Genomic DNA, 18,604 nt, shown 5'->3' with positions numbered 1-18,604 from the left:
GATGCCGCGACGGTCGACCGCCGGCTGCCGGCCGCGGAAACCCTGCAAATATCAAACTCGTATTACGTCTCCGGCGGCCGATTCATATGCCGTCCGATATCCCGCCCGCGAGCAGGTTCATAGAATCGGCATGCAGGCTAAAAATCGCCTGAATGCCCTTTCAACGCCCAACCGGTCGCGCGCGTTCCGCGCGGCGTAGCCGGTGAACCATCAGGAACTGCGCATGAGGAAATTCAATGTTCGCATCGTCTTCGCGTACGACTGGCCGTTGACGCTGGCCGGCATCGAGCAGATCGCAGGCGGCACCTGCGCGATCGAACTCGTCGCGGTCTACCGGAGCATGGCCGAACTGCTCGCGTCGTTCGGTGGCGTCGACTGCGACGTCGTGCTGGTCGACTATGCGATTCGCGGCGACGCGCAAATGGACAACCTCGCACTGTTCAACTGGCTGCGCCGCACGCGGCCGAACGCCGGGATCGTCGCGCTGGTCGCAAACGAGAACCCGCTGATTTTCCGGTCGATCATCGCGATCGGCGGCGTGAGCGTCGTCAGCAAGTTCGACGAGGTCGGCCACATCGTCACGGCGATCCATTCGAGCTACAGCGGCGGCGCGTACCAGTCGCCGGCCGTCAGGCGCGCGGTCGACACGCTCGGCGAGCGCGGCGAGGCGCCCGTGAAGCTGTCGGCAAGGGAGATCGAGGTGATTCGCCTGTATCTGTCGGGCGTGCCGATCAAGACGATCGCGCAGCGCCTGAGCAAGGGGAAGCAGACGGTCAGCGCGCAGAAGATCAGCGCGATGAAGAAGCTCGGTGCGAGCAACGACGTCGAGCTGATCCAGCGCGCGGCCGGGCTGGGGCTCGGCACCGGGGCGGGCATGCTGCGGGCCGGCGGCGCGGGGTGAGCACGCCCGCGCCGGCCGGGCGCCATCAAGCCGGCAACGCGAACCGCGTGACGGCGTCGCGCAGCGCTTCGGCCTGATCGCGCAGCGAATGCGCGGCCGCCGCGGCCTCTTCGACGAGCGCCGCGTTCTGCTGCGTGACCTGGTCCATCTCGCCCACCGCGCGGTTGACCTGCTCGATCCCGGCGCTCTGCTCCCGCGACGCATGGCTGATTTCGTCGAGGATCTCGTTCACGCGCCGCACCGACTGCACGAGCTCGGCCATCGTCTCGCCCGCGTTCGAAACGAGCGCCGCACCGTGCTCGACCGTCTCGTTCGACGACACGATCAGCGACTTGATTTCCTTCGCCGCCGTGGCAGAGCGTTGCGCAAGCGAGCGCACTTCGGCCGCGACGACCGCGAAGCCGCGGCCCTGTTCGCCCGCGCGCGCCGCTTCGACGGCCGCGTTCAGCGCGAGGATGTTGGTCTGGAACGCGATCCCGTCGATCACGCCGATGATGTCGCCGATCTTGTGCGAGCGGTCGGTGATCTCGTTCATCGTGCGCACGACGTCATCGACCACCGCGCTGCCGCGTGTCGCGACTTGCGCGGCCTGGCCGGCGAGCGACGCAGCCTGCGCGGCGCTGTCCGCGTTCTGCTTCACGTTCGCGGTCATCTGGTCCATGCTCGACGCGGTCTGCACGAGCGCGGCCGCCTGTTCCTCGGTGCGCTGCGACAGGTCCGTGTTGCCGGACGCGATCTCGCTTGCGCCGACGTTGATGTTCTCGGTGCCCATCCGCACGCGCGACACCATGTCGATCAATCCGCCCTGCATCGTGTGCAGCGCGTGCAGCAGGCTGCCGCGATCGTCCTGCTTCACGGTCACGCGCGCGGTCAGGTCACCCTGCGCGATGCGCTGCGCGGCGTCGAGCGCCACTTCGAGCTCGCCGCCGAGATTCGCACGCACGCTTTTCAGCACGAGCACCATCACGACGGTCGCGAGCGCGCCGAGCACGGCCGTCATCGCGAGCCAGCGGCCGATGCTCGCGAGCACGGCCGAGCGCACGTCGTTCATGTACATGCCCGTGACGAGATACCAGTCCCACGGCGCGAAGCGTTGCACGGCGCTGGTCTTCGCCTGCGGCTTGTCCGCGCCCGGCTTCGGCCACAGATATTCGACGAAGCCCTTGCCGCCTTCCAGGTTGCCGGCCTTCACGATCTCGACGAACAGGTGCTTGCCGTCCGGGTCGGTGAAGTTCGACACGTCCTTGCCGTTGAGCTCGGTCTTGATCGGGTGCATCACGATCACGGGCTTCGAGTCGTTGATGGAGATGTAGCCGTCGGCGCCGTAGCGCATCGCGGCAATCGCTTCGAGCGCCTTCTGCTTCGCATCGGCTTCCGGCAGCGCGTTCTGCTGCGACAGCTTGTAGTAATGGTCGGTCACGCTCGCGGCCTGCGCGACCAGCGACGCGAGCTGGTCGCGGCGGTCCTCGATCATCGAGGCGCGCGTCTGCCACGCGCCGAGCCCGGCGATCACGAGCAGGCCGAGCCACAGGATGACGATCATCGAGGCGAGTTTCTGATTCAGGGAAAGGTTGCGCATGGTGTGTGGTCGGTCAGTCGAGGATGCTCGCCGGGGCGGCGTGACGGGTTAAGTATCTTGACGGCGTCGAAGGCGCGTCGCCGTAGACGGGTTATCCCTAGGAACCGGTACCGCGGCCCATGGCATCGATGCCGATGCGGGTATCTATGCATATGCATAACGGGCATCGCTATACTGTCGAGGCGATTGCGTACGCGTTGCGCGCCCGGGATGGCGCCGGTGCGGCGCTGAACGAAACCGAAAGGAGGCAACGATGCGAATTCTGGTGGTAGGGGCCGGCGCGGTCGGCGGGTACTTCGGCGGCCGGCTGGCTGCGGCAGGGCGCGATGTAACGTTCCTGGTGCGCGACGGCCGTGCCGCTGCGCTGGCACGCGACGGGCTGCTGATCCGCAGCCCGCGCGGCGACCTGACGCTTGCGAACGTGCAGACCGTGCGCGCGGCGGATGCGAATGCCGGCGTCGCGCCGTTCGATCTCGTGCTGCTGAGTTGCAAGGCCTACAGCCTCGACGACGCGATTGCATCGTTCGCGCCGTTCGTCGGCCCGCAGACGCTGATCCTGCCGATGCTCAACGGGATGCGCCACCTCGACGTGCTGCGCGACCGCTTCGGCGCCGCGCAGGTGCTCGGCGGGTTGTGCGTGATCGCGGCCACGCTCGATCGCGAGCAGCGCATCGTGCACCTGAACGACACGGCCGGGCTGTCGTTCGGCGAACTGGCGGGCGGCGAATCGCCGCGCGTGCGCGCGGTGGCCGACGTGTTCGGCGGCGCGGGCTTCGACGCGACGCTCAGCGACAACATTGCCGCACGGATGTGGGAGAAGTGGGTGTTCCTCGCGACGCTCGCCGCGAGCACGTCGCTGTTCCGCGGCTCGGTCGGCGACATCCTGGCCGCGCCGGACGGCCGCCGCCTGCTCGAGACGATGCTCGCCGAATGCAGCGCGATCGCCGAACACAACGGCCACCGGCCCGACCCGACGGCGATCGAACGGATGCAGCGCATGGTGCTGACGCCGTCGCCGCTGACCGCGTCGATGCTGCGCGACGTCGAGAACCATGCGCGCGTCGAGGCCGATCACGTGATCGGCGACCTGCTCGCTCGCCGCGACCCGCAGGCGGCCGATGCGCTGTCGCTGCTGCGGATCGCGTACAACCACCTGAAGGCGTACGAGGTGCGCACGGCACGCGAGCACGCGGCTGCGTAAAGCCGGCGCGGGCGGCCGCCCGGCCGTTCCGCGCTGCACAAATTTGCCGTCCGGCGCCGTTTGCGGCCGGATCGCGCAAAAAAGTATCGGAAATCAGGCGTAAAGTTGGTGGAGCCGCGCGCTCGATCGACCTACATTGCTTCCCATGCGACCGGTCGCGTCGCCGCACGAACCACGCGGCGCACGCGCGCAATGCCGAACAGGCCGGCCAGCGATACATGGGAATGGAGACGCCAACATGATGCACCCCGATCTCGAAGTGGTCGACGTGCGACGCGACGAGTCGTTCAAGGTCTGGTCGCACGGCTATCCGTATCGCACGATCCGCTGGCATTTCCATCCCGAATTCGAGCTGCACCTGATCGTCGCGACGCACGGCAAGTATTTCGTCGGCGACCATATCGGTTCGTTCGGCCCCGGCCATCTCGTGCTGCTCGGCCCGAACCTGCCGCACAACTGGGTCAGCGACATGGCCGAAGGCGAAACCGTCGAGCGCCGCAATCTCGTGATCCAGTTCGACCCGGCGTTCGTGCGCCGCTGCATGGACGCGTTTCCCGAATGCCGCGACGCGCAGGCGCTGCTCGACGACGCGCGGCGCGGGGTCGGCTTCGATGCCACGACGAGCGCCGCGATCGCGCCGCTGTTCGACGAACTGCTGGCCGCGCGCGGCATGCGCCGCATCGCGCTGTTCATGACGATCCTCGAACGCCTGTGCGGCGCGGCCGAACGCACGCTGCTCGCCAGCCCCGCGTACGACCAGGCCGACGTCACGCCGACGCGGCTCAGCCACGCGCTGTCGTATATCGGCAAGAACCTCGCGTCCGAGCTGCGCGAATCCGATCTCGCGCAACTGACCGGGCAGAGCGTCAGCGCGTTCTCGCGCGCATTCCATCGCCAGACGGGCATGCCGTTCGTGCAGTACGTGAATCGTCTGCGGATTGAATCCGCGTGCCAGATGCTGCTCGCCGACGACGCGAACATCACCGACATCTGCTTCCAGGCCGGCTTCAACAACGTGTCGAACTTCAACCGCCAGTTCCGCGCGGTGAAGGGGATGGCGCCTTCCGAATTCCGTGCGCTGCAGCGCCTGAACGCGCGCAGCCGCGACCTGGCGCTGCACGCGGCGCCTACCGGCAACCCGATGCCGCCGCGCGTGCTGACACCCGGCGCGCCCGAACTCGCCCCGCAGCCCGGATGATCGCCGGGCCGTTGCCCGCCTGAGTTTTCCCCGACGTTTTACCCAGCCGATCGCGCCGCTCACGTCGCGAGGGGCTCACTCACCCACGAAAAAGCTGCACACAATTCCGGAGACACCGCCATGACGCATGCATCGCCCGCTTCATCCCCTCGTCGCGCCGCCCGCATGGCGGCCGTTGCCGCGCTCGCCGCCGCGGCCTGGCTGCCCGTCACGGCCGCGCAGGCCGCGCCGCTGCGAATCGGCATGACGTTCCAGGAGCTGAACAACCCGTATTTCGTGACGATGCAGAAGGCGCTGAACGATGCGGCCACATCGATCGGCGCGCAGGTCGTCGTCACCGACGCGCATCACGACGTCAGCAAGCAGGTGAGCGACGTCGAGGACATGCTGCAGAAGAAGATCGACATCCTGCTCGTGAACCCGACCGATTCGACCGGCATCCAGTCGGCGATCACGCAGGCGAAAAAGGCCGGCGCGGTGGTCGTGGCCGTCGACGCGAACGCGAACGGGCCCGTCGATTCGTTCGTCGGCTCGAAGAATTACGACGCGGGCGTGATGTCGTGCGAATACCTCGCGAAGGCGATCGGCGGCAGCGGCGAGGTCGCGATCCTCGACGGCATTCCGGTCGTGCCGATTCTCGAACGCGTGCGCGGCTGCAAGGCAGGGCTCGCGAAATTCCCGAACGTGAAGCTCGTCGATACCCAAAACGGCAAGCAGGAGCGCGCGACCGCGTTGTCGGTCACCGAAAACATGATCTCCGCGCATCCGAACCTGAAGGGCATCTTCAGCGTGAACGACGGCGGCTCGATGGGCGCGCTCGCCGCGATCGAGGGTTCCGGCAAGGACATCAAGCTGACGAGCGTCGACGGCGCGCCCGAGGCGATCGCCGCGATCCAGAAACCGAACTCGAAGTTCATCGAGACGACCGCGCAGTTCCCGGCCGACCAGGTGCGCATCGCGCTCGGCATCGCGATCGCGCGCAAGTGGGGCGCGACGGTGCCGAAGGCGATCCCGGTCGACGTGAAGGTCGTCGATCGCGGCAACGCGAAGGGCTTCAGCTGGTGAACGACGTACGACGTGACGAGAAGGGCGGCGGCGCGGCCGGCGCCTTTCGCACGGAGAAGCCGATGGACACGATACTCAGGCTCAGCCATATCACGAAAAGTTTTCCGGGCGTGAAGGCGCTGTCCGGCATTCACCTGGAGATCGCGCGCGGCGAGATCCATGCGCTGCTCGGTGAGAACGGTGCCGGCAAGTCGACGCTGATGAAGATCCTGTGCGGCATTCATCAGCCGGATACCGGCACGATCGAGATCGACGGTACCGCGCGCCATTTCGCGGACTATCACGACGCGGTCGCGGCCGGCGTCGGCATCGTGTTTCAGGAGTTCAGCCTGATTCCGCACCTCGATGCCGTCGACAACCTGTTCCTCGGCCGCGAGCTGCGCAACCGCTGGGGCGCGCGCGACCGCAAGCGGATGCGCCGCGCGGCGGCCGCGATCTTCGCGCGGCTCGGGGTGGCGATCGATCTCGATGCGCCGATCCGCGCGCTGTCGGTCGCGCAGCAGCAGTTCGTCGAGATCGGCAAGGCGCTGTCGCTCGACGCGCGCATCCTGATCCTCGACGAACCGACCGCCACGCTCACGCCGGCCGAGGCCGGGCACCTGTTCGCGATCATGCGCGAGCTGAAGCGGCAGGGCGTCGCGATGATCTTCATCTCGCATCATCTCGAGGAAATCTTCGCGGTGTGCGACCGCATCACGGTGCTGCGCGACGGCCAGTATGTGGCGACGACCGACGTTGCGCGCACCGACGTCGAGCAACTGGTGCGGATGATGGTCGGACGGCGGATCGAGAGCAGTTTTCCGCCGAAGCCGGCGCGCGCGGCCGATGCGCCGGCCGTGCTCGAAGTCGATGCGCTGCAGATCGAACGCGATGGCCCCGTGAACCGCTTCGCGCTGCATGCCGGCGAGATACTCGGCTTCGCCGGGCTGGTCGGCTCGGGCCGCACCGAAACCGCGCTCGCGGTGATCGGCGCGACGCGCGCGCATCGCAAGGACGTGCGCGTGCGCGGTGCGGCCGCGAAGCTCGCCGATCCGGCCGACGCGTTGCGTGCGGGTATCGGCATCCTGCCGGAAAGCCGCAAGACGGAAGGGCTCGTCACGTCGTTCTCGATCCGCGACAACATCTCGCTGAACAACCTCGGCAAGTACCGGTCGATGCGCTGGCTGATCGACCGCGGCAGCGAGGCGCGCACGACGCATGACGTGATGCGGCGCGTCGGCGTGAAGGCGCCGTCGATCCATACCGAGGTCGCGACGCTGTCCGGCGGCAACCAGCAGAAGGTCGTGATCGCGCGCTGGCTGAACCATCACACGTCGGTGCTGATCTTCGACGAGCCGACGCGCGGCATCGACGTCGGCGCGAAAGCCGAAATCTACGGGCTGATGCGCGAACTCACCGCGCGCGGCTACGCCATCATCATGATCTCGTCCGAGCTGCCGGAAATCGTCGGCATGTGCGATCGCGTCGCCGTGTTCCGGCAAGGACGCATCGAGGCGACGCTCGCCGGCGACGAGATCGATCCCGACACGGTCATGACCTATGCCACGGCCGGCACGCGAGGAGCGACCCATGAACCTGCCTGATTCTTCTTCCACGCCTTCCACGACGCTCGCGACCGCCGCCGGAAACGGCGACGCGCCGCCGCCACGCGCGATGTGGGCGCAACTGCGGCGCTCGACGCTGTTCTATCCGCTCGTCGGCCTGATCGTCGTGTGCATCGCGATGATGATCGCGAGCCCGAGCTTCCTGTCCGCCGCGAACCTCGAGAACGTGCTGCGCCAGGTGTCGATCAACGCGATCATCGCGGTCGGCATGACCTGCGTGATCCTGACCGGCGGGATCGACCTGTCGGTCGGCTCGGTGATGGCGCTGTCGGGCACGCTCGCGGCCGGGCTGATGGTCGCGGGCGTCAACGCGGTCGCCGCGCTCGCGATCGGCATCGCGGTCGGCCTCGGCTTCGGCTTCCTGAACGGCGTGTTCGTTGCGTTCGCGGGGATGCCGCCGATCATCGTCACGCTCGCGACGATGGGCATCGCGCGCGGCCTCGCGCTGATCTACACGGGCGGCTATCCGATCGACGGCTTGCCCGACTGGGTCGCGTTCTTCGGCAGCGGCAAGGTGCTCGGCATCCAGGCGCCCGTGCTGATCATGTTGGTGGTGTACGCGATCGCGTGGCTGCTGCTCGACCGCATGCCGTTCGGCCGCTACGTGTATGCGATCGGCGGCAACGAGCAGGCGACGCGGCTCACTGGCGTGCGCGTCGCGCGCGTGAAGCTGATCGTCTACACGCTGGCCGGGCTCACGTCGGCGCTGGCCGCGATCGTGCTGACGGGCCGGCTGATGAGCGGGCAGCCGAACGCGGGCGTCGGCTTCGAGCTCGACGCGATCGCGGCCGTCGTGATGGGCGGCACGTCGATCTCCGGCGGGCGCGGCGCGATCCTCGGCACGCTGGTCGGCGCGCTGCTGCTCGGCGTGCTCAACAACGGGCTGAACATGATCGGCGTGAACCCGTATGTGCAGAACGTGATCAAGGGCGGAATCATCCTGCTCGCGATCTACATCAGCCGCGAACGGTCGCGGTAACGATCCAGTCGATCAGCTATCCCTATCATCAACGAAAGAGACAACTCATGACGACACCCGAAGCCCAGCCGCGGATGACCGCGGTCGTTTGCCACGGCCCCGAGGATTACCGCGTCGAGCAGGTCGCGAAGCCGCGCCCCGGTGCGAACGAGCTCGTGATCCGCATCGCCGCATGCGGGATCTGCGCGAGCGACTGCAAGTGCTATACGGGCGCGAAGATGTTCTGGGGCGGCCCGAACCCGTGGGTGAAGGCGCCCGTGATTCCCGGCCATGAATTCTTCGGCTACGTCGAAGCGCTCGGCGACGGCGCGGCCGAACATTTCGGCGTGGCAATGGGCGATCGCGTGATCGCCGAGCAGATCGTGCCGTGCGGCAAGTGCCGCTATTGCAAGTCGGGCCAGTACTGGATGTGCGAAGTGCACAACATCTTCGGCTTCCAGCGCGAAGTCGCCGACGGCGGGATGGCCGAGTACATGCGGATTCCGCCGACCGCGATCGTCCACAAGATCCCGCTCGGCGTATCGCTCGAGGATGCGGCGATCATCGAGCCGCTGTCGTGCGCGATCCATACGGTGAACCGCGGCGACGTGCAGCTCGACGACGTCGTCGTGATTGCGGGCGCGGGCCCGCTCGGCCTGATGATGACGCAGGTCGCACACCTGAAGACGCCGAAGAAGCTCGTCGTGATCGACCTGATCGACGAGCGGCTCGAACTTGCGCGGCAGTACGGCGCCGACGTGACGATCAACCCGAAGCGCGACGACGCGCGCGCGATCGTCAAGTCGCTCACCGACGGCTACGGCTGCGACGTGTACATCGAGACGACCGGCGCGCCCGTCGGCGTGAGCCAGGGGCTCGACCTGATCCGCAAGCTCGGCCGCTTCGTCGAATTCAGCGTGTTCGGCGAGGATGCGACCGTCGACTGGTCGATCATCGGCGACCGCAAGGAGCTCGACGTGCGCGGCGCGCACCTTGGGCCATACTGCTATCCGGTCGCGATCGACCTGCTCGCGCGCGGGCTCGTCACGTCGAAAGGCATCGTCACGCACGGTTTCGCGCTCGAGGACTGGGACGACGCGATCCGCGTCGCGAAATCGCCGGAATCGATCAAGGTGCTGCTGAAGCCGGCCCGCTGATGCGGCAGGCATGCGCCTCACCGGAGACATCATGGAATACGTGATAGGCGTCGACATCGGCACGCAGAGCACCAAGGCGCTGCTGGTCGACCGGCATGGCACGATCGTCGCGCGGCGTTCGGCCGGCTACCAGCCCGACACGCCGCGCCCGCTGTGGGCCGAGCAGTGGCCGCAGGTGTGGTTCGACGCGGTGCTCGAATGCGTCGCGGGCTGCGTGAGCGACGCGCGCGCGCAGGGCGTGCCGGCCGACGCGATTCGCGCGGTGTGCGTGAGCAGCCTGTACGGCGGCTCGGGCATTCCGGTCGATATCGACATGCGGCCGCTGCATCCCTGCCTGATCTGGATGGACCGGCGCGCGACCGCGGAAGTCGACTGGGTCAACGAACACGTGAACGTCGAGCGGCTGCGCGTGATCACGGGCAATGGCGTCGACAGCTACTACGGTTTCACGAAGATGCTGTGGCTGCGCGACCAGCGGCCGGACGTGTGGGCGAACGTGCGCTATTTCCTGCCGCCGAACGCCTACGTGATCTACCTGCTGACCGGCGAAGTCGCGGTCGATCACAGTTCGGCCGGCAATATCGGTGGCGTGTACGACGTCGCGCGCCGCGAGTGGTCCGACGATGCGCTCGACATGCTCGGCATTCCGGCGACGATGATGCCCGAGCGGCTCGTCGATTCGACGGACATCGTTGGCGGCCTGCTGTCGCAATGGACGGAGCGGCTCGGGCTGCCGGCCGGCACGCCCGTCGTCGCGGGCGGCGTCGATGCGGCCGTCGCGACCTTCGCGGCCGGCGCGACGCGTACCGGGCAGCATGTCGCGATGATCGGCACCAGCATGTGCTGGGGCTACGTGAACCGGCATGTCGATGCGCGGCACGGGCTCGTCAGCATGCCGCACGTGTTCGACGGGCAGCGCGACCTGTACGTGTTCGGCGGCGCGATTACGGCCGGCGCATCGGTCGCATGGTTCCGCGACCAGTTCTGTCAGGCGGAAATCGATGCGGCGCGCCTGCTGCCGCACGGCGATCCGCACGTGCTGCTCGAGCAGGCCGCCGAAAACGTGCCGGCCGGCGCCGACGGCGTGCTGTTCCTGCCGTATCTGATGGGCGAGCGCAGCCCGGTGTGGGATGCGAAGGCAAGCGGCGCGTTCGTCGGGCTGAGTCTCGCGCATACGCGGGCACATCTTTATCGCGCGGTGCTCGAAGGCGTCGCGTTCGCGTTGCGACACAACATCGAGGCCGGCCGCCGCGGTGCGGTCGTGCTGGACGACCGGTTGATCGTCGTCGGCGGCGCCGCGCATTCGGCGCTGTGGATGCAGATCATTGCGGACGTGACGGGTTTTCCGGTGTGGACGATCGAGCAGGATGTGGAAGCCGCGATGGGCGCCGCGCTGCTCGCGGGTGTCGGGGCAGGGCTCGTGTCGCACGACGAAGCGCAGGGTGGCTGGGTCACGCTCGTCGAGCGCGCCCGGCCCGATGCCGCCAGCGCGAACACGTACGACGCGCGTTTCGCGCTCTACACGGCGCTCTATCCGGCACTCAAGCCGATCCTCCACAGGCTGGGCACATCATCATGAACACACGATTCGATTTCAGCGATGCGCGGGTGCTCGTCACGGGGGCGTCGAGCGGGATCGGGCGCGCGTGTGCGGTCGCGCTGGCGCAGGCGGGGGCACGGGTCGTCGCGGCGGCGCGCGACAGGGCCGCGCTCGACACACTCGCCGGCGAGACCGCGTGCGAGACGTTGCATATCGATGTCGGCGGCGACGAGCATGCGATCGACGCGGCGCTTGCCGCACACGATGCATTCGACGGCCTCGTCAATTGCGCGGGGATCGCGTCGCTCGAACCGGCTCTGGATGTCGGCGCGGAGCATTTCGATCGCGTGATGGCCGTCAACGCACGCGGTGCGGCGCTCGTCGCGCGGGCCGTCGCGCGCAAGATGATCGAACGCGACGGGCGCGGGGCGGCACGCGCACGGGGCAGCATCGTCAACGTATCGAGCCAGGCCGCACTCGTCGGCCTGCCCGCGCATCTGAGCTACTGCGCGTCGAAGGCAGCGATGGATGCGATCACGCGAGTGCTGTGCATCGAACTCGGGCCGCACGGCATTCGTGTGAACAGCGTGAACCCGACCGTCACGCTCACGCCGATGGCGCAGTTCGCGTGGAGCGAACCGGAGAAGCGCGCGCCGATGCTGGCCGCGATTCCGCTCGGGCGCTTTGCCGAGCCGGACGAAGTCGTCGAGCCGATCCTGTTTCTGCTGAGCGATGCGGCGTCGATGATCAGCGGCGTGTCGCTGCCGATCGACGGCGGGTATACGTCGCGCTAGGCCACGCGATGCGGTCACGGGCGACGGGCGGCCGCCAGCCGCCAGCCGCGCATCATGGGAAATAGGGGCGAATGTGCGGAGCGGCCGACGCGCGGCTAGACCGGGTCTTTGCTCGGCGGTCCGTCCGGTTGTTGCGGGTTGTCGTGGTGATGACCCGGCGGCGACGACAGCGGGTCGTCTTCCGGATCGCGGTTCGGGTCGGCCGGTGGCTCGGGCGTCGGGGTCGTGTGATCGGTCATGGAGAACTCGCGCAGTGCGTGACGGCGGCGGCGCGGCAGGTGCGCCTCGTCTCCGTTATAGGCAATCGAACATGCGTTTGCAGCGGGATTCTTGCGGCGGGGTGTCGATCGTCGCTGAAAGCCGTGAATCGGCGATCGGCGATCGTCGAACGGGTTCGTCTACTGCAATGCGTTGTGTGGTCCGCGCGATCGCGGTCAGCGCAGATCCGCCGGCGTATCGACATCGCGCAGGATGCCGGGATCGTCGACGTCCAGCAGTTGCACGGGCGCGCTCGCGAACAGCGTGCGGGCGCCGGTATCGCCGTCGAGCGCGGCCAGTGCCTCGTAGTGGTGCGCGGCGAAACCGACCGGATGGCCGCGTACGCCGCGATATGCGGGCGCGACGATCGAGACGTTGTCGGCCTCGAGCGCGCGTGTGACCGTTTCGTAGGTGGAAGCCGCGATCCAAGGCATGTCGCCGAGCGCGACGAGCCAGCCGCTCGCGTCGGGCGTCGTGCGTACGCCGACGGCGAGGCTTGCGCCCATGCCGCGCAACGCGTCGGGCGCATAGACGACCTGACAGCCGGCTTCGTTCAGCAGAATCGCGAGTTTCTCGGCGCCAGGGCGGACGACAGCGATTACGTCGGCCGTGGCCGCCGCGAGATGACGGGCGGCGGCAACCGCAACCGGCGTGCCGTCGGGCAGCAGCGCGAGCAGCTTGCTGTGCAGGCCGCTCGGGTCGAAGCGTTGACCAAGGCCGCCGGCGAGCAGGACGCCGGTGGCGAGTGACGCATAGGACATCGGCGCGGGGGGAGTGAGGCAGGTGCTGCGATTGTGCGGGAGCGGGCGGGGATCGGCAAGTGAGGATGTTACCGATTCGCGCCCGTCAGGCCGGAAAGACCGTCATCGCGATGCTTCGTCGAGCATGCTTTCCTCGACAGGACCGTAAATGGCGTGCGATTCGTTTTGAATGACGGCCCAATAGCGGTCGCCGAACGACCAGTGCCACCATTCGGACGGGTAATTCGTGAAGCCGGCGCTCGCCATTGCGGCGATCAATATCTGCCGGTTGCGTGCGGCCGGGCGGCTGATGAACGCGTTGTGCGTGTAGCACGCGCCGGAGGATTCCTGGTCGGTGGCGTTCATGACGGTGCCCATGTCGGCTTCGATGCCATCCACCGATATCAGCGAGAGGTCGACGGCGGCGCCGGTCGGATGGGCGGCGACTCCGGGCGGCGCGATATAGCGGCTCGCGAGTTCGACCAATGCGTCGTCGGACGGCAGCGGATTCAGCGTCGCGCGCAATTGTGCGAGATGGCTCGCGAAGTACTCGCGCTGGAGGGCGAGCGGGCGATAGCCTTCCTTCACGTACAGGCGCAGGCCGGCGGGGAGCGCATGCGCGGCGGCCACCAGCCGCTCGGCGACGCCGCGGCGCACCTTCAGGAAATGCGGGCTCGTGTTTTCGACGACGCTGCGGGTGAGGTCGACGGCGATGCGTTCATCGTAGGTGGCGAGATCGACGAACCCTTCGTGCGACTCCATCAGGGCGATCGACCGGACGGCGGGATCGGAGAGCGGTATCACGGTAACGGGCAGGGCAACGAGATGGCGATTGCGGGGCACGAGCCGATGCGGTGCGGCGGCCGTGGTCGTTTTGGTCAGACGAATCGCCAATATGCCAGAGTCCGGCCGAGGACGTGCGGCGGTTGGGTACGCGGGCGGGTGGCGCTCACCAGAGCGTCTTGACGTGCGCGTACGCGCGGATTTTTTCGTCGCGGGTGATCAACTGCGCGCCGAGCCGACGCGCAGTCGCGACGATCATGCGGTCGGCCGGATCCTTGTGGAACGTGCCGGGCAGGTCGGTGGATTTCGCGGCGATGTCGGCATCGACGGGCACGAAGCGCATGCCGTCGATCTGCGCGACGGTGGCGAGCCACGCGTCGACATCCATCGTCAGCGCGAGGCGGTCGTTGCGCACCAGCATCGCAATCTCCCACGCGGAGATCGCGGATGCGGCGAGCGCACCTTCGCTCCGTGCGCGATCGATCGCGCTTCGCGCTTTCTTGCTGAGCGAAGGATCGCCCGCTACCCACCACACCAACGCATGCGTATCCAGCACAATCACCGCGACGCCTCCCAATCATCTTCCGCAATCGGATCGAGAGGATTGTCGTAGCGCATGACCGAGCCGCGCAATATGTCCAACGGCTGAGCCTCGCGTGCGTGATACGGCCTGATCTCGAGCGTCGGCTTGCCGTGGTCGGTGACGATCAGGCTTTCACCCGACGCCTCGACGAGCCGGAAGTATTCGAGCGCGCGAGCCTTGAATTCGGATTTCGATACGGGAGCGTGCGGCATCATGATATGAGCATGGTCATTTGACGATGGTCATTTTAGTCGCGGATTCCGACCCGGCGCAAGCGCCGGGGCAGCCAGTGTTACCCGTTCGCGCTACGCGTCCGCCCACTTCCTCAACAGGTTGTGATAAATCCCCGTCAACGCAATGACCATCGGATCCTTCGCGCCTTTTTCCGCGGACAGCGCCTGAATCTGCGTATCGAGCTGGAACAGCAGCGTGCGATCGCCGTCGTCGCGCACCATGCTTTGAATCCAGAAGAACGACGCCACGCGCTCGCCGCGCGTCACCGGTGTCACGTGATGCAGGCTCGATGCCGGATACAGCACGAGATCGCCGGCCGGCAGCTTCGCGCGATGCATGCCGTACGTATCCTCGACACACAGCTCGCCACCGTCGTACGCATCGGGTTCTTCGAGAAACAGCGTCGCCGACAGGTCGCTGCGCACGCGGAAATCCGTGCCGCGCAGCAGCCGGATCGCGTTGTCGACGTGCGTGTCGAACGTCTCGCCACCTGCGTAGCGATTGAACAGCGGTGGAAATACCTTCAACGGCAGCGCCGCCGAAAAGAACAGCGGATTGCGTGCGAGCGCATCCTGGATCGCGTCGCCCACCGCGCGTGCGGCGGGCGAGCCTTCCGGCAATTGCCGGTTGCGTTTCGCGAGCGCCGACTGCGCGCCGGACGTCGCGTTGCCGTCGACCCATTCGGCCGCATCGAGGTGGTCGCGGCATTGCGCGACCTGCGCCCTGGTCAATACGCCGGGGATATGAAGCATCATGATGCGGATTCCATGCAGTGCGGCTGCGGCTGTGGTTGCAACTGCAGCGCCGCCGCACGAAATGCGTCGATCGGCGACGACGCGAGATACGCGCGCATCTTCGCGACGAACGCAGGGGTAGCGGTGGCCGGCACGCGCGCGAGCCAGCCGAGCGCCTCGTCGATGCGTCCGCGCTCGGCGAGCAGCCGCGCATAGTTGAACTGGCCGCGGAAGTCGCCGGCGACGGCGGCGCGGCGATAGTGGTCGAATGCGGCGTCGGTGTCGACCGCTACGACCCAGCCGTCTTCGTAGAAGCCGCCGATCAGGTTGATCGACTTCGCATGGCCGAGTGCGGCCGCACGGCGGAACCAGTCGAGTGCGTCGGTGCGGTTCTCGTCGACACCGTTGCCGAGCGCGAGCGACGTCGCGTAGTTGTACATGCCCCAGTCGAGCCCTGCCTGCGCGGCGAGCCGGTACCAGTACACGGCGACCGGCGCGCAAGCGGCCGTGCCCCAGCCGAACTCATAGCAGCGGCCGAGCATGTTCATCGCCATCGGATGCGCGGCCCGCGCCGCGTGCCGGAACCAGTTGAACGCGGCCGCCGGATCGCGCGCGACACCGTGCCCGTCGAGCAGGTACTGCCCGTAGACGGCCTGCGCATCGACGATGCCGTTGTCGGCGGCCGCCGCGACCCACGCGGCGGCGCGCTCGGGCGGCCCGGCCAGGATGTCGGCGAACTCGCGCGGCGAAACCGACGCGAGCGCCTTCAGCGACACGGCCTCCATCGATCAGTAGCGCGCGTTCAGCGTCAGGAACGCCGAGCGGCCCGGCGCGATCGACGCATAGTGCGCCGGGTACGCCTGATCGAAATACGTGCGGTTGAACAGGTTGTTCACGTTCAGCTGCAGGTCGAGCTTCTTGTTGATCCGGTACTGCGCCATCGCGTCGAAGCGCCAGTACGACGGCACGGCGCGCAGGTTCGCGGGATCGCCGAAGACTTCCGACATGTAGAACGCGCCGCCGCCGACCGTGAACTTCGGCGTCACGTCGTAGTTCGACCACATCGTGAGGCTGTGCTTCGGCGTGTTCGGGAAACGGTTGCCGTTGTTCGCGCTGTCCTTGCCGTTGTCGCGCAGCTCGCTCTTCATGTACGTGTAGCCGCCGAACACCTGCCACTGCTTCGTGATCTGGCCGGCGAGGCCGAGTTCGAGACCCTGCACGCGCTTGTTGCCGACCATCGCGTACTGGTTGTTCGGCAGCGTCACGCGCGCATTCGTCGTGTCGATCTGGAACAGTGCGGCCGTCAGCGACAGCTTGTCGTTCAGCACGTTCCACTTCGTACCGAGCTCGATGCTGCGGTTCTTTTCCGGCGACAGTTGATCGGCGTTCGGGCCGACGCCGCCGCGGCCCGGCGTGAGCGACTGCGTCTCGCTGCCTTCGCCGAGCAGCATGCCGGCCGGCGTCGACGACGTCGCGTACGACGCGTAGATGCTGCCGTTCTGCGCCGGCTTGAACACGAGGCCGGCCTGCCAGTTCACGAGCGTGTCGTCGCGCGTGGTGGTCTTGCCGCCGTTGGCCTTGGTGTCGGTGAAGCGGGTCGAGTAGTCGTCGACGCGCACGCCGGCGTTGACCTGCCAGCGCGGCGTGATCTCGATCGTGTCGAAGCCGTAGATCGACTTCGTCGTGGTGCGTGCATGCGCGTAGTCGTTGTTGCGCGTGATCGAACCGGCCCACGGGTCGTTCGGGTTCGGCGACCACAGGCTCGTGCAGTTGTAGCCCGATGCGGCGCCGATGCCTTTCTGGCAGATCTTGCCGGTGTCGGTCGCGACCGTGTACGAGTCGCGCTTGCCCCATTCGCGCGACAGCTCGATGCCGGTCGTGAAGCTGTGCTTGAACGGGCCGGTACGGAATTCGCCGAACAGCTCGGTCAGGTTCGCGAGGCTGTTGATCGAGCTGTCGCGGTTGTTGTTGCGGCGCCAGACCTTGCCGTTCACCACGTTGCCCTGGCTGTCGTCCGGCTGGGTCCAGATGTAGTCCTGCGTCGATTCCGTGTAGCGCGTGGTGTTGCGGATCGTCAGCGACGACGTGATGTCGTGCTCGATCTTGATCGTGCTGATGTCCGACGTGGTCTTGCGGAAGTCGCGGTCGATCAGGCCGTAGAAGTTGTGGCGATCAACGGGCGCCGGATAGATCGTGCCGACGTTCGCGGGCTTGTTCGATGTCGTATAGAAGTACGGGATGCCGCTGTCCGGCATGTCGTCCGTCGACAGGTGGTAGTAGCTCGCGGTCACGCGCGTCGGCGTGCCGAGGCCGAACGCGATCGACGGTGCGACGCCCCAGCGCTCGTTGTTGACGGCGTCGCGGCCGGCGACGTCGTTGTTGTGGCTCATCAGGTTCAGGCGGAATGCGGCGTGATCGGCGAACTGCCAGTTGCCGTCGGCCGTGAAGCGGCGATAGCGGTCGGTGCCGAGGCCCGCGCTCGCGGCGGCCGTCGTGCCGAGGTGCGGGGCCTTCGTGATCAGGTTGATGCTGCCGCCTGCGCCGCCGCGGCCGCCGTATGCACCGTCGGAACCCTTGGTGATCTCGACGCGCTCGGTGTTGAAGATCTCGCGCGTGGTCGCGCCCGTGTCGCGCATGCCGTCGACGAACATGCTGCCCTGCGTGTCGTAGCCGCGGATGAACGGGCGGTCGCCGAGCGGGTTGCCGCCTTCGCCGGCGCCGAACGTGATGCCGGGCACGGTGCGCAGCGCTTCGGTCAGCGTCGACGCGCCGCTGCTCTGGATCAGTTCCTGCGGGATCACGGTGACGGATTTCGGCGTGTCGACGAGCGGCGCGGTGAATTTCGCGGAGGCGGAGAAGTCGGCCTTGTAGCTGTGCTCGGTCTTGCCCTGGATCTCGATCGGTGCGAGATGGCCTTCGGTGCTGGCGGGGGCGGGCGGCGGCGTGCCGTCTGCCGCGAATGCCGGGCTTGCGGCGAGCACGCTGCACAGGGTGGTGAATTTGCCGAGCTTCAGCTCGTCGGGACGGGACTTCATGGTGCGCTTCGACCTCGCGATGTGGCCCCGGAGGCGGTGCGCTGCAGGAATGTGCATGCCGCCGGGAATTATTACGATTTGTTTTCAGGCGGCATTCTATGTAATTTCAAGTTAAATGAGAAGCGTTCTTGTTTTCGTTTGTTGGGGAATTGTTGACGAATGTGAAAGGGTGGTTGCCGAGGCAAGATTGGCCGAATGGCCGGATATGAAGGGCTTGTCGGGCCGGTTAGAGTGGCTGTG

The 18,604-nt window shown here is 67.2% G+C and carries 18 protein-coding genes; 9 read left to right on the top strand and 9 right to left on the bottom strand.

Features of this window, described 5'->3' with window-relative positions; genetic code table 11:
• The first annotated feature begins 223 nt into the window (after positions 1–223).
• The gene (locus HWX87_RS25885) at positions 224–901 is read left to right on the top strand and encodes a response regulator transcription factor (protein WP_176049930.1); all 678 of its coding nucleotides are present in this window, start codon (positions 224–226) and stop codon (positions 899–901) included.
• Positions 902–926: 25 nt separating this feature from the next.
• Here HWX87_RS25885 and HWX87_RS25880 read toward each other — a convergent pair whose 3' ends face one another.
• The gene (locus tag HWX87_RS25880) at positions 927–2,480 is read right to left on the bottom strand and encodes a methyl-accepting chemotaxis protein (protein ID WP_176049929.1); all 1,554 of its coding nucleotides are present in this window, start codon (positions 2,478–2,480) and stop codon (positions 927–929) included.
• 253 nt (positions 2,481–2,733) lie between these two features.
• Between HWX87_RS25880 and panE the strand changes: the two genes are divergently transcribed.
• From panE to HWX87_RS25840, 8 genes are all read left to right on the top strand, one after another.
• A complete protein-coding gene (panE, locus tag HWX87_RS25875; protein ID WP_176049928.1) occupies positions 2,734–3,681 on the top strand; it encodes a 2-dehydropantoate 2-reductase in 948 nt (315 codons plus the stop codon).
• Positions 3,682–3,919: 238 nt separating this feature from the next.
• On the top strand, positions 3,920–4,879 hold the full coding sequence (locus HWX87_RS25870; RefSeq protein ID WP_176049927.1) for an AraC family transcriptional regulator: 960 nt from the start codon (positions 3,920–3,922) through the stop codon (positions 4,877–4,879).
• Positions 4,880–4,999: 120 nt separating this feature from the next.
• Complete coding sequence (locus HWX87_RS25865) at positions 5,000–5,944, top strand: substrate-binding domain-containing protein (RefSeq protein WP_176049926.1); 945 nt, start codon at positions 5,000–5,002, stop codon at positions 5,942–5,944.
• A 62-nt stretch (positions 5,945–6,006) separates the two neighbouring features.
• Positions 6,007–7,527 (top strand): sugar ABC transporter ATP-binding protein, encoded by a 1,521-nt coding sequence (locus HWX87_RS25860; RefSeq protein WP_176049925.1) that lies wholly within the window; start codon positions 6,007–6,009, stop codon positions 7,525–7,527.
• Complete coding sequence (locus tag HWX87_RS25855) at positions 7,514–8,527, top strand: ABC transporter permease (protein ID WP_176049924.1); 1,014 nt, start codon at positions 7,514–7,516, stop codon at positions 8,525–8,527. The genes HWX87_RS25860 and HWX87_RS25855 overlap by 14 nt, the downstream gene beginning before the upstream one ends.
• Positions 8,528–8,574: 47 nt before the next feature.
• On the top strand, positions 8,575–9,663 hold the full coding sequence (locus tag HWX87_RS25850) for an alcohol dehydrogenase catalytic domain-containing protein (RefSeq protein WP_176049923.1): 1,089 nt from the start codon (positions 8,575–8,577) through the stop codon (positions 9,661–9,663).
• A gap of 31 nt (positions 9,664–9,694) precedes the next feature.
• On the top strand, positions 9,695–11,242 hold the full coding sequence (locus HWX87_RS25845; RefSeq protein WP_176049922.1) for an FGGY-family carbohydrate kinase: 1,548 nt from the start codon (positions 9,695–9,697) through the stop codon (positions 11,240–11,242).
• Positions 11,239–11,997 carry an SDR family oxidoreductase gene (locus HWX87_RS25840; RefSeq protein ID WP_176049921.1) on the top strand — a complete coding sequence of 253 codons (759 nt, stop codon included), beginning with the start codon at positions 11,239–11,241 and terminating at the stop codon, positions 11,995–11,997. The genes HWX87_RS25845 and HWX87_RS25840 overlap by 4 nt, the downstream gene beginning before the upstream one ends.
• Positions 11,998–12,092: 95 nt before the next feature.
• Here HWX87_RS25840 and HWX87_RS25835 read toward each other — a convergent pair whose 3' ends face one another.
• From HWX87_RS25835 to HWX87_RS25800, 8 genes are all read right to left on the bottom strand, one after another.
• Complete coding sequence (locus tag HWX87_RS25835) at positions 12,093–12,236, bottom strand: hypothetical protein (RefSeq protein ID WP_165948077.1); 144 nt, start codon at positions 12,234–12,236, stop codon at positions 12,093–12,095.
• A gap of 195 nt (positions 12,237–12,431) precedes the next feature.
• A complete protein-coding gene (locus HWX87_RS25830) occupies positions 12,432–13,016 on the bottom strand; it encodes a nucleotidyltransferase family protein (RefSeq protein WP_176049920.1) in 585 nt (194 codons plus the stop codon).
• Positions 13,017–13,118: 102 nt separating this feature from the next.
• Positions 13,119–13,757 (bottom strand): M15 family metallopeptidase, encoded by a 639-nt coding sequence (locus tag HWX87_RS25825; protein WP_244137759.1) that lies wholly within the window; start codon positions 13,755–13,757, stop codon positions 13,119–13,121.
• A 187-nt stretch (positions 13,758–13,944) separates the two neighbouring features.
• Positions 13,945–14,340: a type II toxin-antitoxin system VapC family toxin gene (locus HWX87_RS25820; RefSeq protein ID WP_176049919.1), complete on the bottom strand. Its 396-nt coding sequence runs from the start codon at positions 14,338–14,340 to the stop codon at positions 13,945–13,947.
• Entirely contained in the window at positions 14,337–14,576 is a 240-nt protein-coding gene (locus HWX87_RS25815; RefSeq protein WP_011659184.1) for a type II toxin-antitoxin system Phd/YefM family antitoxin, read from the bottom strand. Before HWX87_RS25815 ends, HWX87_RS25820 begins: the two co-directional genes overlap by 4 nt.
• 90 nt (positions 14,577–14,666) lie before the next feature.
• The gene (locus tag HWX87_RS25810) at positions 14,667–15,350 is read right to left on the bottom strand and encodes a Fe2+-dependent dioxygenase (protein WP_176049918.1); all 684 of its coding nucleotides are present in this window, start codon (positions 15,348–15,350) and stop codon (positions 14,667–14,669) included.
• Complete coding sequence (locus HWX87_RS25805) at positions 15,347–16,114, bottom strand: tetratricopeptide repeat protein (protein ID WP_176049917.1); 768 nt, start codon at positions 16,112–16,114, stop codon at positions 15,347–15,349. Before HWX87_RS25805 ends, HWX87_RS25810 begins: the two co-directional genes overlap by 4 nt.
• Before the next feature lie 3 nt (positions 16,115–16,117).
• Positions 16,118–18,364, bottom strand: coding sequence for a TonB-dependent siderophore receptor (locus HWX87_RS25800; protein WP_176049916.1), 2,247 nt, complete (start codon positions 18,362–18,364; stop codon positions 16,118–16,120).
• Between the last annotated feature and the right edge of the window lie 240 nt (positions 18,365–18,604).

The sequence above is a fragment of the Burkholderia sp. BCC1644 genome, from assembly GCF_902833225.1.
In the GTDB taxonomy this organism is placed as follows: Bacteria; Pseudomonadota; Gammaproteobacteria; order Burkholderiales; family Burkholderiaceae; genus Burkholderia.
The sequence above is the reverse complement of the archived record's forward strand: the minus strand, read 5'-3'. Positions and strand labels throughout refer to the sequence as shown.

What these genes read in the sequence shown, in the direction of transcription:
- HWX87_RS25885 (WP_176049930.1), top strand. Translation starts at nt 224, where the DNA reads ATGAGGAAATTCAATGTTCGCATCGTCTTCGCGTACGACTGGCCGTTG.
- HWX87_RS25880 (WP_176049929.1), bottom strand. Translation starts at nt 2,480, where the DNA reads ATGCGCAACCTTTCCCTGAATCAGAAACTCGCCTCGATGATCGTCATC.
- panE (WP_176049928.1), top strand. Translation starts at nt 2,734, where the DNA reads ATGCGAATTCTGGTGGTAGGGGCCGGCGCGGTCGGCGGGTACTTCGGC.
- HWX87_RS25870 (WP_176049927.1), top strand. Translation starts at nt 3,920, where the DNA reads ATGATGCACCCCGATCTCGAAGTGGTCGACGTGCGACGCGACGAGTCG.
- HWX87_RS25865 (WP_176049926.1), top strand. Translation starts at nt 5,000, where the DNA reads ATGACGCATGCATCGCCCGCTTCATCCCCTCGTCGCGCCGCCCGCATG.
- HWX87_RS25860 (WP_176049925.1), top strand. Translation starts at nt 6,007, where the DNA reads ATGGACACGATACTCAGGCTCAGCCATATCACGAAAAGTTTTCCGGGC.
- HWX87_RS25855 (WP_176049924.1), top strand. Translation starts at nt 7,514, where the DNA reads ATGAACCTGCCTGATTCTTCTTCCACGCCTTCCACGACGCTCGCGACC.
- HWX87_RS25850 (WP_176049923.1), top strand. Translation starts at nt 8,575, where the DNA reads ATGACGACACCCGAAGCCCAGCCGCGGATGACCGCGGTCGTTTGCCAC.
- HWX87_RS25845 (WP_176049922.1), top strand. Translation starts at nt 9,695, where the DNA reads ATGGAATACGTGATAGGCGTCGACATCGGCACGCAGAGCACCAAGGCG.
- HWX87_RS25840 (WP_176049921.1), top strand. Translation starts at nt 11,239, where the DNA reads ATGAACACACGATTCGATTTCAGCGATGCGCGGGTGCTCGTCACGGGG.
- HWX87_RS25835 (WP_165948077.1), bottom strand. Translation starts at nt 12,236, where the DNA reads ATGACCGATCACACGACCCCGACGCCCGAGCCACCGGCCGACCCGAAC.
- HWX87_RS25830 (WP_176049920.1), bottom strand. Translation starts at nt 13,016, where the DNA reads ATGTCCTATGCGTCACTCGCCACCGGCGTCCTGCTCGCCGGCGGCCTT.
- HWX87_RS25825 (WP_244137759.1), bottom strand. Translation starts at nt 13,757, where the DNA reads ATGGAGTCGCACGAAGGGTTCGTCGATCTCGCCACCTACGATGAACGC.
- HWX87_RS25815 (WP_011659184.1), bottom strand. Translation starts at nt 14,576, where the DNA reads ATGATGCCGCACGCTCCCGTATCGAAATCCGAATTCAAGGCTCGCGCG.
- HWX87_RS25810 (WP_176049918.1), bottom strand. Translation starts at nt 15,350, where the DNA reads ATGATGCTTCATATCCCCGGCGTATTGACCAGGGCGCAGGTCGCGCAA.
- HWX87_RS25805 (WP_176049917.1), bottom strand. Translation starts at nt 16,114, where the DNA reads ATGGAGGCCGTGTCGCTGAAGGCGCTCGCGTCGGTTTCGCCGCGCGAG.
- HWX87_RS25800 (WP_176049916.1), bottom strand. Translation starts at nt 18,364, where the DNA reads ATGAAGTCCCGTCCCGACGAGCTGAAGCTCGGCAAATTCACCACCCTG.